Origin of the sequence: Klebsiella sp. ME-303 (assembly GCF_007910085.1) — a bacterium.
GTDB lineage: Bacteria > Pseudomonadota > Gammaproteobacteria > Enterobacterales > Enterobacteriaceae > Klebsiella > Klebsiella michiganensis.
The window spans coordinates 46,321-60,287 of sequence record NZ_VOJB01000104.1; the positions used below are offsets into that span (position 1 = coordinate 46,321).

A 13,967-nucleotide genomic window follows, 5' to 3' on the forward strand; every position below is an offset into this window, starting at 1 on the left:
TTTATCCCTGTCATCAGTAAGGAGAAATCATGCGTCAAAGGACTATCGTCTGCCCGCTCATTCAACATGAAGGCCACTATCTGCTGTGCAAAATGGCCGACGATCGCGGCGTATTTCCCGGCCAGTGGGCGCTCTCCGGCGGCGGCGTTGAGCCAGGCGAGCGCATTGAAGAGGCGCTGCGGCGAGAAATTCGCGAGGAGCTGGGCGAAAAACTGCAGCTGACCCAGATTACGCCGTGGACCTTTAGCGACGATATCCGGGTTAAAACCTACGCCGATGGCCGCCGGGAAGAGATTTATATGATTTACCTGATCTTCGACTGCATCAGCGCCAATCGCGAAGTGACGATCAACGAGGAGTTTCAGGACTACGCCTGGGTGAAGGCAGAAGATCTTCCCCACTATGATTTGAACGCGGCGACCCGCAGGACGCTCACCCTGAAAGGCCTACTCTGAACAAGCGCGCAAAAAGCGCAGCCTGACCTTCAGCCCGCCCAGCGTTTCGCTACGCAGCAGCTGCGGATGGCTGCGGTGCAGGCGCGCAATATCGCTGACCAGCGCCAGTCCGAGCCCGGCGCCGGGGTTGTCACCCACGTTTTCCAGACGATGGAACGGCATGAGCGCCTGCTGAATCTGCGCATCATCGATCCCGGGCCCGCTGTCTTCGACCTCCAGCAGCACCGCCTCTCCGTCACGATGCAGGCTGACCGTGACGATACCGCCCTGCGGCGTATAGCGAATCGCGTTATCCAGCAGATTCGCGCACAGCTCGCTCAACAGCACACCATCGCCGGCAATGGTCACCGTCGAGGGTTCCCCCTCATAGCCGAGATCGATAGCCTTGCTCCGCGCCTGCTGAAGACGCGAAAAGCAGCTGTTGTGGACGATCTCATGCAGGTCCACCGGCGGGAACGCGTGCTCGCCCTGCTCTTTCCGTTTGATGGTAGCCAGCTGCAGCAGGCGTTCGGTAAGCAGAATCGTACTGTCAAGCGTGCCGCTCATCGCCTCCAGGCTCTCTCGCCATAGCCGGGGATCGCCGCTCGCCAGCGCCACTGAGGCCTGCGTTTTCAACACCGCTAAAGGCGTTTTGAGCTGATGCGACGCGTCGGCGCTAAAGCGCTCCTGGCGGGAGATCATCACCCGTAACCGGTCGATATAGCGGTTAAAGGCCACGATCAGCAGACGGGTTTCCGACCACGGCAGCAGCTCCGGCAGCGGCGTCAGCAGGCCGGGTTCGCGCCGCACCATGAGCGCCGAAAGCCGGCGCATCGGCCGCAGCACGCGGCGCAGCAGCCAGCCGGTGAGCACCAGCGTCAACAGCACTAATAGCCCCTGCGAGATCCATGATGAAAACAGCAGCTGTCCCGCCAGCCAGCGCCGCGACTGCAGCGTTTCGGCGATGTAGATTTCCGCCATGCCGACAACGCCGCCTTCGTTAACCGGCTGCAGCAGGCGCGCCACGCGAATGGCCTGACCGCGATATTCAGTATGATAAAACCACGCCAGCGCCGGATAGAGCTCGGTTCGAGAGGTCGATGGCGGCATCGATGGCAGGTCGTCAAAACCGGAAATCACCCGCTTCTCGGGATCGAGCACCTTATAGTACAGCCGATCGTTCATATTCAGCTCGAAGCTGTCCAGAACCACCCAGGGGACATTCACCTCCAGCCTACCGCGGCGAACCACCAGGCGTTCCGCCACCGTGCGGGCGGATGAAAGCAGCGTGCGATCGTAAGCCTGGGTTGCCGCCTGCAGAGCGCTGACGTAGCTATTGAACGCCGACAGCCCCCATAGCAAAACCAGCGGCAGGCCGAGAAACAGCAACAGTTGAGCGAATAACGACTGCGGTTTACCCCACCTCATGAGCGAGCTCCAGCACGTAGCCCAGGCCACGCAGGGTCACGATACGCACGTTGCTCTCCTGAAGTTTCTTACGCAGACGATGGATATACAGCTCAATGCTTTCCGGGCTGACGTCATCGTTCAGGCTGAAAACCTGTTCAAACAGCTGCTGGCGCGACACCGGCCGCGTACGGCGAAACATCAGCACCGTCAGCAGCGCCTGCTCGCGCGGCGTCAACGACAGCGTTTGTCCGCAGAGTAAAAAATAGCCTTCATCGCGATATTCCAGCGCGCCGATCTGCTGAACCTCATGCACCTGGCCTTCGCTACGCCGCAGCAGCGCGCGCAGCCTCGCATCCAGCTCTTCAAGCTCAAAAGGCTTCGGCAAATAGTCATCGGCGCCGACGTTCAGCCCTTTAACCCGATCCGCCACCGCGCTGCGGGCGGTGAGTAGCAAGACGGGAAGGGTCTGCCCGCGCTTTCGCAGGCGCTGCACCACCTCCAGACCGTCCAGTCCCGGCATGCCAATATCCAGCACCGCCAGCGCATATTTTTCGCTTTGCAGCAGATGATCGGCCGCGCGACCATCCAATACGCAGTCCACGGCAAACCCGCCCTGCACCAGCGCTTTCTCCAGCCAGTGAGCCAGCTCACGGTTATCTTCTGCCAGTAAGAGACGCATATCACATCCTGAAAAGTTGCTGCCGCATTGAAAGGGAAATGAAAGGTAATTGTTTTAACAATCACGCAACCGAATAGCCACATGCCGGTTCACATAATTAAAAAAACGTCTCCTGTATCTGACTGAGGAAGCTTATGAATATGCCATTCCTGCGCCGTGCTGGCGCCATTGCATTATGCCTTTTAACCGCCTCTGCCCTGGCCGCCGAGGCGCCTTCCCGTACCGAATGTATCGCGCCCGCCAAGCCCGGCGGCGGCTTCGACCTCACCTGCAAGCTGATCCAGGTCAGCCTGATGGAAACCGGCGCCATCGAAAAACCGATGCGCGTCACCTACATGCCCGGCGGCGTAGGCGCTGTGGCCTACAACGCGATCGTCGCCCAGCGCCCCGGCGAACCCGGTACCGTAGTTGCCTTCTCCGGCGGCTCGCTGCTCAACCTGGCGCAGGGCAAGTTTGGCCGCTACGGCGTGGATGATGTGCGCTGGCTGGCCAGCGTCGGCACCGATTACGGCATGATCGCAGTCCGCGCCGACTCGCCGTGGAAAGACCTGCCGTCGTTTATGGCGGCGATGGAAAAAAATCCCGCCAGTATCGTCATCGGCGCCGGCGCCTCCATTGGTAGCCAGGACTGGATGAAAGCAGCGCTGCTGGCGCAAAAAGCCAACGTCGATCCGCACAAAATGCGCTACGTGGCGTTTGAGGGCGGCGGCGAACCGGTCACCGCGCTGCTGGGCAATCACGTACAGGCGGTCTCCGGCGATCTCAGCGAAATGGTGCCTTATCTCCAGGGCAATAAAATCCGCGTGCTGGCGGTGTTCGCTAACGAAAGGCTGCCGGGTGCCCTCGCCGATGTCCCCACCGCCAAAGAGCAGGGCTATGACCTGGTCTGGCCGATTATTCGCGGCTTCTTCGTGGGTCCGAAAGTCAGCGACGCCGACTATCAGTGGTGGGTGGATGAGTTCACGAAATTGCAGCAGACCGACGCGTTCAAAAAGCAGCGCGAGCTGCGCGGCCTGTTCGAATTCAATATGAACGGTAAGGAACTGGACGCCTACGTTAAACAACAGGTGGAAGCGTATCGCCTGCAGGCGAAATCCTTTGGCCTGGCCAAATAATTTACGGAGGTTGCGATGAGCGATCGTATTTTTGCCGGAGTGTGGCTGCTGCTCTGCGCGGGTGGAATGTTTATCGCCTGGCAAATTCACAGCGAATACGCCTATGAACCCGTCGGCCCACGCCCTTTCCCGGTCGGCATTATCGGCCTGATGCTGGCGTGCTCTGTCTTGCTGCTTCTGCGTCGGCCCGACGCCATCACGTGGCCCGGGCGCCGGATTTTACAACGTCTATTAACCATGGTGGTTGCGCTGGGGATCTATGCGTGGGGTTTTGAATGGCTGGGTTTTCCTCTGGCCACCGCGCTGCTGACCGCCGTGTTTGGCCTGCTGTTTGGCGCCACCCTGCCCGCCGCCGGGGTAGCCGGCGTCGCGATGGGCATCGCGCTGTGGTACGTCTTTGACGCCCTGCTTGATGTCACCCTGCCGCTCGGCGTTTGGTTGAGTTAACGGAGAAGGTTATGGATATCTGGATTTATTTATCGCAGGGCTTCGCCGTTGCCATGACGCCGGGCAACCTGACCATCGCGCTAATTGGCTGCTTTGTTGGTACTATCGTCGGTCTCCTGCCGGGTCTGGGCCCGATTAACGGTGTCGCGATCTTACTGCCGCTGGCCTTTGCTCTGCACCTGCCCGCGGAATCAGCGCTAATCCTGCTGGCTACGGTCTATATTGGTTGTGAATACGGCGGGCGCATTTCGTCTATCCTGCTTAACGTACCCGGCGATGCCGCCGCCATTATGACCGCTCTCGACGGTTATCCGATGGCGCAGCAGGGACGCGGCGGCGTAGCGCTGTCGATCTCTGCCGTGAGCTCCTTTGTTGGTTCAACGATCGCTATCGGCGGGATCATCCTGTTCGCCCCGGTGCTGGCGCAGTGGTCGCTGGCGTTCGGCCCGGCGGAATATTTCGCCCTGATGATTTTTGCCATCGCCTGCCTTGGCAGCATGATGGCGGAAAATCCGCTGAAGTCGTTTCTCGCCGCGCTAATCGGTTTGGGGCTGGCGACGGTGGGCGTTGATGCCAATACCGGCGTGTACCGCTTCACGTTCGACAGCGTTCATCTTTCCGACGGCGTGCAGTTTATCGTGGTGGTGATTGGTCTCTTTTCGGTTTCGGAGATTTTGCTGATGCTGGAGAGCACCAGCGGCGGACAGAAGCTGGTACGGAAAACCGGACGCATGCTGTTTAACGCCAAAGAGGCGGGCCAGTGCGTGGGCGCGACCCTGCGCTCATCGGTGGTGGGTTTCTTTGTCGGCATTCTGCCGGGCGCAGGGGCGACCATTGCCAGCGCCATCACCTATATGACCGAGAAAAAGCTCAGCGGCAATAGCGCTACCTTCGGGAAGGGCGATATTCGCGGCGTCGCGGCGCCGGAAGCGGCGAATAACGCCTCCGCCTGCGGCTCGTTTATTCCGATGCTCACGCTCGGCGTTCCCGGCTCCGGGACTACCGCGGTGATGATGGGCGCCCTCACCCTCTACAACATCACGCCGGGACCGGCAATGTTTACCGAACAGCCGGATATCGTCTGGGGGTTAATTGCCGCGCTGCTCATCGCCAACGTGATGCTGCTGATTATGAACATTCCGCTGATCGGCCTGTTCACCCGCATGCTGACGATTCCGCTATGGTTTCTGGCCCCGGCCATCGCCGCCGTGTCCGCGGTCGGCGTCTACGCGGTGCACAGCACCACCTTCGACCTGCTGTTGATGGTTGGGCTGGGCGTGCTGGGCTACATTATGCGTAAGATGCACTTCCCGATGTCGCCGCTGATCTTAGGGTTTGTGCTGGGAGAGATGCTGGAGCAGAACCTGCGCCGCGCGCTGTCCATCAGCAACGGCAACGTGGCGATTCTGTGGCAAAGCGGCGTAACGAAAACGCTTCTGTTTCTGGCCATCGCGGTGATTGTTGTCCCCCCGCTGCTGCGGTACTGGCGGAAGCGCCAGCTTAATACGCAGGGCGACCTGCCCTCTTCCTGATGCTCAACGTCATTGGCGGTCGCTCAGCGCCGCCAATGACGGTATACGTTGAATTTCCACCACATCTGCCTGATAGTTATCGTTTTAACTTTCTGGTGATCCGTTATGACCGTCGCCGCATCCCGTTCGGGGTTAACATTCGCCGCGTTGGCGCTGGCCCTGATGCTTGTTTACACCGGTATCAGCGCAGGGGATAAGCTCACCTGGCTGATGGAAGTGACGCCGGTGATTATCATCGTTCCGCTTTTGCTGGCCACGCGCTCGCGCTATCCGCTGACGCCGCTGCTTTACACGCTGATTTTCTTCCATGCCATCATTTTGATGGTCGGCGGTATGTACACCTACGCGAAAGTGCCCATCGGCTTTGACGTACAGGCGTGGCTGGGACTGAGCCGTAACCCCTATGACAAGCTGGGGCACTTTTTCCAGGGGCTGGTGCCGGCGCTGGCGGCGCGGGAGATTCTGCTGCGCGGCGGCTACGTTCACGGGCGTAAAATGCTCGGTTTCCTGGTCTGCTGTATTGCGCTGGCGATTAGCGCCGTCTATGAACTGATCGAATGGTGGGCGGCGCTGGCGCTGGGACAGGGCGCGGATGAGTTTCTCGGCACCCAGGGCGATCCCTGGGATACCCAGTCGGATATGTTTTGCGCCCTGCTCGGCGCGCTGACCACCGTTTTAGCGCTGGGCCGCTGGCATACGAAGCAGCTACTGACCGTCCAGCGCGTCTGAGTCGGGCATCGCCTGCTGGTTGACCCAGTCACGTAGCGCCCGGCGGGAAATTTTAATTCCGCCGGTTTTCAGCGATTCAGGCAGCCGCAGCCAGCGCACCGGCTGCTGAAACCGCGCCAGCTTATCGGCGCACCAGCCCGCCAGCGCGGACGGGTCGTCATTCTCGCCGCACTCCACCACCGCCACCGGCCGCTGGCCAAACTCCGCATCATCCTGCGGCACGATGAAAACTTGCGTAATCCACGGATGAGCGCCAATCACCCGCTCCACTTCTTCCGGCTGAATACCTTCTCCGCCGCTAAAAAAGAGGTTGTCCACTCGTCCGAGGATAGTCAGCCTGCCGTGCTCCAGCCGGCCCCGATCGCGAGTGGCGAACCAGCCGTCGGCATTAGCGAGGGGGACAATTTGCCCATCGCGCCAGTAGCCTGCGGCGATGCTGTCCGACCGCAGCCACACTTCACCATCGACAATCCGCACTTCGCGCCCCGGCAGCGGCTGCCCGACATCCGCCAGGCCGTCCGCCTCCTTGGCGCATACCGTGGAGGCAAACTCGGTGAGGCCGTAGCCGCACCAGCAGCGAATACCGCGCTTACCGGCCTGCTCGGTTAGCGCCACCGGGATCGCCGCGCCGCCGAGCAGAACCGCTTTCAACGACACCTCGGCGTCGCCGCTGAGCAGGCGCCAGAGCTGGGTCGGCACCAGAGAGGCATGGGTACAGCCGCGTAACGCCTGTTCCAGCGGCTGCTTGTCGCGTACCGTCAGGCCTGCGCCAGCTAACAACCAGCGCCAGAGAATCCCCTGGCCGGAAACGTGAAACAGCGGTAGCGACAGCAGCCAGTCGTCCTGCGGCGCAAAGGGTATCATCGCCAGCACGCCCTCTGCGCTGGCAAGATGGGCGCGAAAAGCGTGCACCGCCGCTTTCGGTAGTCCCGTCGACCCCGAGGTTGGTGTCATGGACGCGATACGATCTTCTCGCCAGGCGACCGCGTGCACGCCGTCGCCGGCGCGCAACGCTAATGGATTAAGCGCCACCGGAAGGTCGCCGCCGTTTAGCACCAGCGCGTGGCGCAGTCCCAGAGACGGCAGCAGTTCCGCCAACAGAGGAGCAGGCAGCTGCGGATTCAGCGGCAGGACGCGCGCGCCACACTGCAGGAGGGCCAGCCACGCCAGCAGAGCATCGGGCTGGTTGTAAGCGCGAAGCAGCACGCCATCGCCGTCGCGAACGCCCTGGGCGTGGAATCCCCCCGCCAGCGCATCAATTTGCGCGCACAGTTCCCGCCAGCTTAGCCGCCGCTCGTTCAGGCGCAGCGCCTGAGCCTCTTCTCGCAGCCGCCGCCAGTGGCGCCAGGGCCAGTCGCTAAAGGTCACAGCAGCGGCTCCAGCTCATCAACGTGCAGACACGGCAGCTCGCTTTCCGGCCAACGGCGCACCAGCTGGGCACGCATCAGGCTCAGCGTGTCCAGACCGGGGATCGTGTCCGGGGTCAGCCAGGCGGCGATTCGCGCCAGCTGCGTCAGGCCAAGGCTCGACTCAATGGCGGAACTGATGACCGCCGTCAGCCCCAGGGCATGCGCCTGCGCCACCTGCTGCCGCACTTTTTGCAGACTGCCGGTCAACGTCGGTTTAATCACCACCGCCCGCAGCCCCGGCTCGGCGGAAAAGGTAAAGTCCGCCTCGCGCAGGCTCTCATCCCAGGCGATAGCGATACCCGTTTGTTGGGCAAAAGCGCGCGAATCATCGCGGTTTTTACAGGGTTCTTCGAGAAAGGCGATGCGGCTGCGATAGTGTGGATTCACGTATTTGGCAAACTGCTGCGCTTTCAGCGGCGTCCAGGCGCGATTAGCGTCGAGGCGTAGCGTCAGATCGGGAATCGCCTCCAGCAGCAGGTTGACCACCATGCCGTCGCGCACCGCCTCATACAGGCCGACTTTGACCTTGGCGACTTTTTCGCCGGGCATCAGCGAAAGCCTGGCGAACAGCTCGTCCGGATCGCCGGCGCAGAGCGGCGCCGCACGATAGTCCGCCGCCTGCGGCAGCTCGCCGCACAGTTCCGCCAGTGCGCAGCTCGCCCCGAAAGCCGCCGACGGCGGCGTTGGCAACGCGCCCTCTTCGCCATCGCGCCAGGCGCTCGCCCACGCCAGCAGCGCAGCCTGCGCCTCATCCAGCGTTTCCAGGCTGAATCCGGGCAGGGGAGATATTTCCCCCCAGCCTTCGCGCTCGCCGTCGCGCAGGCGCAGAAGCAAACCATCGCGGGTTTTTAACCGCCGTTCACGCAGCACCACTCCCGCGTCCATCGGTAGCTGCCAGCGGTAGACCTGCGCCTGCCGCATTACGGATTCCGTTTAAATTTGCTGAAGTCCGGCTGGCGCTTCTGATTGAAAGCGTTGCGCCCTTCCTGACCCTCTTCGGTCATGTAAAACAGCATGGTGGCGTTACCCGCCAGCTCCTGCAGTCCCGCCTGGCCGTCGCAGTCGGCGTTCAGCGCCGCCTTCAGGCAGCGCAGCGCCATCGGGCTGTTCTGCAGCATTTCCCGGCACCAGCGCACGGTCTCTTTTTCCAGGTCCGCCAGCGGCACCACCGTATTCACCAGCCCCATATCCAGCGCCTGCTGCGCGTCGTACTGGCGGCACAGGAACCAGATCTCACGGGCTTTTTTCTGCCCGACGATGCGCGCCATATAGGAGGCGCCCCAGCCGCCGTCGAAAGAGCCGACTTTCGGGCCGGTCTGGCCGAAGATGGCGTTTTCCGCCGCGATAGTCAGATCGCACATCATATGCAGGACGTGGCCGCCGCCGATGGAGTACCCCGCCACCATCGCCACCACCGGTTTCGGGCAAGTGCGGATCTGGCGCTGAAAATCGAGAACGTTGAGGTGATGAACGCCGGAATCATCCTGGTAGCCGCCGTAGTCGCCGCGGACTTTCTGATCGCCGCCGGCGCAAAACGCTTTATCGCCTTCACCGGTCAGAACGATGACGCCAATATTGTCGTCATAGCGGGCATCCGCCAGCGCCTGAATCATCTCTTTGACGGTCAGCGGGCGGAAAGCGTTGCGTACCTGCGGGCGGTTGATAGTAATTTTGGCAATCCCGTCCGCCGATTTTTGGTAACGAATGTCGGTGTAGCCTTCGGAGCAGTCCTGCCATTCAATCGGGGCGTAAAGCATGGCTTCATCAAGAGAGATCATAAAGTGTCCTTCGGTTAACTCGCTAAAAACTGCGCCAGACAAGCCACGACAGCATCGGGGTTTTCCCGATGCGCGTTGTGTCCGGCATGATTAATCACGTGCGCGGTGGCGGAGAGTTCACCCGCGATGGCGCGAAACTTGCCGTCGCGTTCTCCGCAAAGATAATGAAAAGGGAAATCGCGCGCCCGTAACGACGCGCGCAGATCGGGTTGTTCCGCCAGCGAGCTGGCCTGCAGCATCGCCGCCAACGCTCCGCCGTTATTGCGGCTGCGTAGCGCAACCAGCGCCGCCCGCTGCGCTGCGTCCAGGGAAGCGAAGACCGGCTGCTGATACCAGTCGGCAAAGACCTGGGTCAGCGGCTCGCGGCGAAAGCGTTCAGCCCAGGCGGCATCGCTGCGCCGGCGCAGCCTACGCTGGTTATCATCCCCCAGGCCCGGATGCCCCCCCTCGACGACCAGCCCGCAGAGCCCTTCGCGCGGCTGGCTGACATAGAACATCGCCACCCGTCCGCCGAGGGAGTATCCCACCAGCCAGTACTTAAGTATGTTGTAACTATTAAGCGTATTCTTAATCAACTCGCTGACATCGGCAAAATGGTTTACGGCGATATGCGCCGATCCGCCGTGGCCAGGCAGGTCAATATAGAGACGCGGATACGCGCCAAACGCCTGCCCCACCGTGCGCCACTCATGACTATCCCCGGCAAAACCGTGCAAAAAGACCAGCCAGGGATAGCCCGGCAGGCCGCTTTCAGCCACCGCGTGCAGCGTCATAGCTGACTCACCTGCGCCAGCAGCTGCTGAAGCGTTTGCGTACCGTCGGTTTCATTAACCGCCAGTTCAATCAACGTCGCGCCGGGTCCTCGCCAGGCAACGTCCAGCGCCTGCTCCAGCTCATTCCAGTCCGCAGGGCGATGGTAAGTCAGATTGAACATCGCCGCCGCGTGCGCGAAATGGATATTCTGCGGCATCAGATAGAACTGGCTGCGCTGCTCCTGCGGCGTGGGCAGCAGGGAAAAAATCTGCCCGCCGTTATTGTTGACGACAATCAGCACCAGCGGCGCGGAGGCCTGATGCAGCAGGGCCAGCGAGTTGAGATCGTAAAGCGCCGAAAGATCGCCGACGATAGCCAGCGTCGGACGCGCGCTGGCGCGCTGTACCCCGGCCGCCGTCGCCAGCAGGCCGTCTATTCCGCTGGCCCCGCGATTGCTGTAGACCGGGTAACCTACCGGTAGCTGCGACAGCGCGTCAATTAAGCGCACCACCAGGCTGTTGCCGACAAACAGCTGGCCCTGTTCCGGCAGATAGCGCCGGATTCGCTGCGCCAGCTGGGCTTCGCCGAAATCCTCGCTGCTGGCGACCGCCGCCTGCCATGCCTGGCGCGAAAGCTCGGGAATGACGGTGGGCCACGGCTGTCGTTTTTCCGCCGGATGCTGTTCAAGCCAGCGGTCGATGGCGCACACCAGCCGGCGACCGCGATGCTGGGCGGGATCCAGTCGCCCCGGCAAATTATCCACCAGCCAGTACTCTTCGGGTTCGCAGGTGGCCTGCCACTGCAAAACGCGTTTGCTGGTCAGGCTGCTGCCCAGTTGAACAACGATTTGCGCCTGCGCCAGTTCACTGACCGCCTTGCCGTTGCCCAGCCACAGGTCGGCGCAGGGGAGCGGCTGCCCGGTTTGCGAGAGCACATCGCCAATCAGCGGCCAGCCGAGGGTTTTCGCCCACTCGGCCACCTTGACGCCCTCTTCCGCGCTCATCCGTCCGGCGACCACCACGCCGCGTTTCTGCCGCCAGAAAAACCAGTCGCGCTGCTTTTCACTTTCCAGATGCAGAGAGTGACGCAGCCAGGGCTTGTCGCTCTGCCACCAGTCGCCGAGCTGCTGCTGCCACTCGGCGCCGGTGTCGTCCATATCGCCATACAGCGGTTCGGCAAACGGGCAGTTAATATGAACGCCGCCGCAGTGTAGCGCGCCGAGCGCCTGGTCGAGGGTCGAGACCAGCCAGCGGGCGGAGATATCCTGCGACGGACGCGGCAGGGATAGCGTCTGCGACGGGTGCGAAGCAAACATGCCCGGCTGGCGAATCGCCTGATTCGCGCCGCAGTCAATCAGCTCCGGCGGCCGGTCGGCGGTCAGTAAAATGAGTTTTTCACCGGTCAGCCCGGCTTCAATCAGCGCCGGATAGAGGTTAGCCGTCGCGGTACCGGAGGTCACAATCACCGCCACCGGCTGACCGCTGGCTTTCGCCAGCCCTAACGCCAGATGGCCGAGGCCGCGTTCGTCAAAGTGGGTATGGTGAATCAATGCGCGGTTTTCCGCCGCCGCCAGGGTTAAAGGTGTCGAGCGCGATCCGGGCGCAATGCAGATATGCTGCACGCCGTGGCGCGTCAATGCTTCAAGGATCACCGCCGCCCAGCGTCGGTTAAATGCGCTTACAGACATGAATTTGTCCAGTATCAAATATTGAGGCTAAGTATAGATAAAGCAAACTGTTGCCGTTTTGATATGCATCGTTTTCTCTATACTTCTGACAGCAGTAACGAACGCAATCCCGCGGCTTTATTTTCAATTTCCTGCCACTCCTGCTCCGGGTCGGAACCGCTGACGATCCCCGCACCGGCGTAGAGTCTGAGCGTACGCTGTTCGATTTTCGCCGAACGCAGAGAAACGCAAAATTCGCTTTGCGCCAGCGACAGATAGCCGGCGGAGCCTGCATACCAGCCGCGGGTAAAAAGCTCATTACGGGTGATAAAATCCAGCGCAACCCGGCGCGGTAAACCAGCAACCGCCGCCGTGGGCTGGAGCTGATGAAGGCAGCGGGCATCGTCAGGCTTCTCCAGCTCGGCCCAAATACAGCGCCGGAGATGCTGTACTTTCCGCAAACGGACAATCTGCGGCGGCAGGACTTCCAGCGCGCGGGTCTCCCCTTGCATCCGCTGACAGATATCCTCCACCACCAGCATATTTTCGCGCTGGTTCTTATCGTCGGCCATCAGCCAGTTACCCAAACGCTGCGCCTGGCGATCGTCCGCATGACTGGCAACGGTTCCCGCCAGCGCTTCGGTACGCAGCAGCGCTCCGCGACGCCGCCACAGCCGTTCCGGCGTAGAGCCCATAAAGGCCTCTTGCGCGTTAAAGACCATCAGGAAGTGGAAGCAGTTAAGGTTGCTGCGGCGGCTGGCCGCCATAATCGCTCCGGCGTTTAACGGAGCGGCGAAGTGCAAATCGGTGGCGCGAGCCAGCACCACTTTATCCATCTCCCCCGCCGCTATCGCCTGCGTCGCCTGCGCAATCAGCTCTCTCCACTGCGGATAAGCCGGGAAATGCTGTTCGCTCAGCAGAGAGGGCATCGCGGTAGCCTGCGCCTGTTTCGCCACCAGCGAATCGAGAAATTCACGTGCCGCACGGGCATCGTCACGGAGCGAGGTCTCGCTATATAACACCAGGCGTAGCGTGGCGCTGCCGCCCAGCCGACGCCACTCCAGCCTCGGCAAGATCAACAGACCCTGCTGAGGATGAAAGGCGTTAAGGCCGCAAATTCGCAAATCTTCACGCCCCTGCTGGCGCAAAAAAGCGTGCGCCTGCTCAAGGGAAGCAAAGATTTGCACCGCCCCCAGCGCGGCCAGCTCTTCATCGCCGCTGCGCTGCTGCCAGTAGAACTGCGGCCACTGCGGCTGATGCGTGCACCACAGAAGGGGATCAAATGCGTCATTCAGCGCGAAGGGGACATCGAAAATTCGCGTGCCGGGCAAGGGCGGGAACGCTTCATCCAGGCAGCGATACAGGCTTTCCAGCGCGGTGGATACAGACAGCACGCAAACCTCCACGGAGTAAAAACCCCACATTATACGGGGTACTACTGAGGAATAGCAGTACCCACGATGAGGGAGCGGTTTTTAATTAGCGCGGCGGTTAGTGGGTGGCGATTTCGAACGCCATGCCGATATGGTCGATGCCGTCCTCGTCGTAAACCTCGGTCACCGGCACAAAACCGAAGCTGGCGTAGAATTTTTGCAGGTGCGCCTGGGCGCCAAGATAGATAGCCTTTTGCGGCCAGTGTTGCCGGCAGCTGGCCAGCGCCTGTTCCATCAGCTGATAGCCCAGCTTCTCGCCGCGTACCGCCTGGCTGACAATCACCCGGCCAATCACCACCGGTTCAAACTCATCATCGCTCTTGAGAATGCGCGCGTAGGCTACCAGCTCATCGCCGCGCCAGCCGAGAAGATGGCGATTCTCCCCCACCAGATCGTCGCCGTCGACGTCCTGATAGGCGCAGGTTTGTTCGACAACGAACACCGCACAGCGTAATTTCAGCACGGCGTAGAGCTGTGGGACGGTCAGTTCACCGTGGTGAAGATCCTGCCATGTAATCATCTGCGCTTCCTTAATTAATTTTAACCCTAAATAATTCAAGTGGCATGAAGGCGGCCAGCGAG

14 protein-coding genes are annotated in these 13,967 nt (G+C 61.3%); 5 read left to right on the forward strand and 9 right to left on the reverse strand.

Annotated features, from left to right (window positions below; translation table 11 throughout):
• Positions 1 to 29: 29 nt before the first annotated feature.
• Positions 30 to 455, forward strand: a complete 426-nt coding sequence (gene nudI, locus FQK12_RS25970; protein ID WP_014230231.1) for a nucleoside triphosphatase NudI — start codon at positions 30 to 32, stop codon at positions 453 to 455.
• On the opposite strand, the gene FQK12_RS25975 is transcribed toward nudI, so the two are convergent.
• Entirely contained in the window at positions 447 to 1,862 is a 1,416-nt protein-coding gene (locus FQK12_RS25975; RefSeq protein WP_014230232.1) for a sensor histidine kinase, read from the reverse strand. The two genes, nudI and FQK12_RS25975, sit on opposite strands and share 9 nt — an antisense overlap.
• Positions 1,849 to 2,523 (reverse strand): transcriptional regulator TctD, encoded by a 675-nt coding sequence (tctD, locus tag FQK12_RS25980; RefSeq protein WP_014230233.1) that lies wholly within the window; start codon positions 2,521 to 2,523, stop codon positions 1,849 to 1,851. The genes FQK12_RS25975 and tctD overlap by 14 nt, the downstream gene beginning before the upstream one ends.
• A gap of 140 nt (positions 2,524 to 2,663) precedes the next feature.
• On the opposite strand from tctD, the gene FQK12_RS25985 reads away from it, so the two are divergent.
• The 4 genes from FQK12_RS25985 to FQK12_RS26000 all read left to right on the forward strand — a co-directional run bounded on the left by FQK12_RS25985 (position 2,664) and on the right by FQK12_RS26000 (position 6,346).
• Positions 2,664 to 3,638, forward strand: a complete 975-nt coding sequence (locus FQK12_RS25985; protein WP_171820362.1) for a Bug family tripartite tricarboxylate transporter substrate binding protein — start codon at positions 2,664 to 2,666, stop codon at positions 3,636 to 3,638.
• A 15-nt stretch (positions 3,639 to 3,653) separates the two neighbouring features.
• On the forward strand, positions 3,654 to 4,085 hold the full coding sequence (locus tag FQK12_RS25990) for a tripartite tricarboxylate transporter TctB family protein (RefSeq protein ID WP_014230235.1): 432 nt from the start codon (positions 3,654 to 3,656) through the stop codon (positions 4,083 to 4,085).
• An 11-nt stretch (positions 4,086 to 4,096) separates the two neighbouring features.
• Complete coding sequence (locus FQK12_RS25995; RefSeq protein WP_014230236.1) at positions 4,097 to 5,617, forward strand: tripartite tricarboxylate transporter permease; 1,521 nt, start codon at positions 4,097 to 4,099, stop codon at positions 5,615 to 5,617.
• A gap of 105 nt (positions 5,618 to 5,722) precedes the next feature.
• Complete coding sequence (locus FQK12_RS26000; protein WP_014230237.1) at positions 5,723 to 6,346, forward strand: DUF2238 domain-containing protein; 624 nt, start codon at positions 5,723 to 5,725, stop codon at positions 6,344 to 6,346.
• Here FQK12_RS26000 and menE read toward each other — a convergent pair.
• From menE to FQK12_RS26035, 7 genes are all read right to left on the reverse strand, one after another.
• On the reverse strand, positions 6,323 to 7,714 hold the full coding sequence (gene menE, locus FQK12_RS26005) for an o-succinylbenzoate--CoA ligase (RefSeq protein WP_014230238.1): 1,392 nt from the start codon (positions 7,712 to 7,714) through the stop codon (positions 6,323 to 6,325). The genes FQK12_RS26000 and menE overlap by 24 nt on opposite strands.
• Positions 7,711 to 8,676, reverse strand: coding sequence for an o-succinylbenzoate synthase (menC, locus tag FQK12_RS26010; RefSeq protein ID WP_014230239.1), 966 nt, complete (start codon positions 8,674 to 8,676; stop codon positions 7,711 to 7,713). The genes menE and menC overlap by 4 nt, the downstream gene beginning before the upstream one ends.
• Entirely contained in the window at positions 8,676 to 9,533 is an 858-nt protein-coding gene (menB, locus tag FQK12_RS26015; RefSeq protein WP_004123101.1) for a 1,4-dihydroxy-2-naphthoyl-CoA synthase, read from the reverse strand. Before menB ends, menC begins: the two co-directional genes overlap by 1 nt.
• Before the next feature lie 14 nt (positions 9,534 to 9,547).
• Positions 9,548 to 10,306, reverse strand: coding sequence for a 2-succinyl-6-hydroxy-2,4-cyclohexadiene-1-carboxylate synthase (gene menH / locus FQK12_RS26020; protein WP_014230240.1), 759 nt, complete (start codon positions 10,304 to 10,306; stop codon positions 9,548 to 9,550).
• On the reverse strand, positions 10,303 to 11,973 hold the full coding sequence (menD, locus tag FQK12_RS26025) for a 2-succinyl-5-enolpyruvyl-6-hydroxy-3-cyclohexene-1-carboxylic-acid synthase (RefSeq protein WP_014230241.1): 1,671 nt from the start codon (positions 11,971 to 11,973) through the stop codon (positions 10,303 to 10,305). The genes menH and menD overlap by 4 nt, the downstream gene beginning before the upstream one ends.
• Before the next feature lie 77 nt (positions 11,974 to 12,050).
• Complete coding sequence (gene menF / locus FQK12_RS26030) at positions 12,051 to 13,346, reverse strand: isochorismate synthase MenF (protein WP_038423075.1); 1,296 nt, start codon at positions 13,344 to 13,346, stop codon at positions 12,051 to 12,053.
• Positions 13,347 to 13,443: 97 nt separating this feature from the next.
• Entirely contained in the window at positions 13,444 to 13,905 is a 462-nt protein-coding gene (locus FQK12_RS26035) for a GNAT family N-acetyltransferase (RefSeq protein ID WP_004852808.1), read from the reverse strand.
• Positions 13,906 to 13,967: the final 62 nt, after the last annotated feature.

What these genes read in the sequence shown, in the direction of transcription:
- FQK12_RS25995 (WP_014230236.1), top strand. Translation starts at nt 4,097, where the DNA reads ATGGATATCTGGATTTATTTATCGCAGGGCTTCGCCGTTGCCATGACG.
- FQK12_RS25990 (WP_014230235.1), top strand. Translation starts at nt 3,654, where the DNA reads ATGAGCGATCGTATTTTTGCCGGAGTGTGGCTGCTGCTCTGCGCGGGT.
- tctD (WP_014230233.1), bottom strand. Translation starts at nt 2,523, where the DNA reads ATGCGTCTCTTACTGGCAGAAGATAACCGTGAGCTGGCTCACTGGCTG.
- FQK12_RS25985 (WP_171820362.1), top strand. Translation starts at nt 2,664, where the DNA reads ATGCCATTCCTGCGCCGTGCTGGCGCCATTGCATTATGCCTTTTAACC.
- FQK12_RS26000 (WP_014230237.1), top strand. Translation starts at nt 5,723, where the DNA reads ATGACCGTCGCCGCATCCCGTTCGGGGTTAACATTCGCCGCGTTGGCG.
- menB (WP_004123101.1), bottom strand. Translation starts at nt 9,533, where the DNA reads ATGATCTCTCTTGATGAAGCCATGCTTTACGCCCCGATTGAATGGCAG.
- menC (WP_014230239.1), bottom strand. Translation starts at nt 8,676, where the DNA reads ATGCGGCAGGCGCAGGTCTACCGCTGGCAGCTACCGATGGACGCGGGA.
- nudI (WP_014230231.1), top strand. Translation starts at nt 30, where the DNA reads ATGCGTCAAAGGACTATCGTCTGCCCGCTCATTCAACATGAAGGCCAC.
- FQK12_RS25975 (WP_014230232.1), bottom strand. Translation starts at nt 1,862, where the DNA reads ATGAGGTGGGGTAAACCGCAGTCGTTATTCGCTCAACTGTTGCTGTTT.
- menD (WP_014230241.1), bottom strand. Translation starts at nt 11,973, where the DNA reads ATGTCTGTAAGCGCATTTAACCGACGCTGGGCGGCGGTGATCCTTGAA.
- menH (WP_014230240.1), bottom strand. Translation starts at nt 10,306, where the DNA reads ATGACGCTGCACGCGGTGGCTGAAAGCGGCCTGCCGGGCTATCCCTGG.
- FQK12_RS26035 (WP_004852808.1), bottom strand. Translation starts at nt 13,905, where the DNA reads ATGATTACATGGCAGGATCTTCACCACGGTGAACTGACCGTCCCACAG.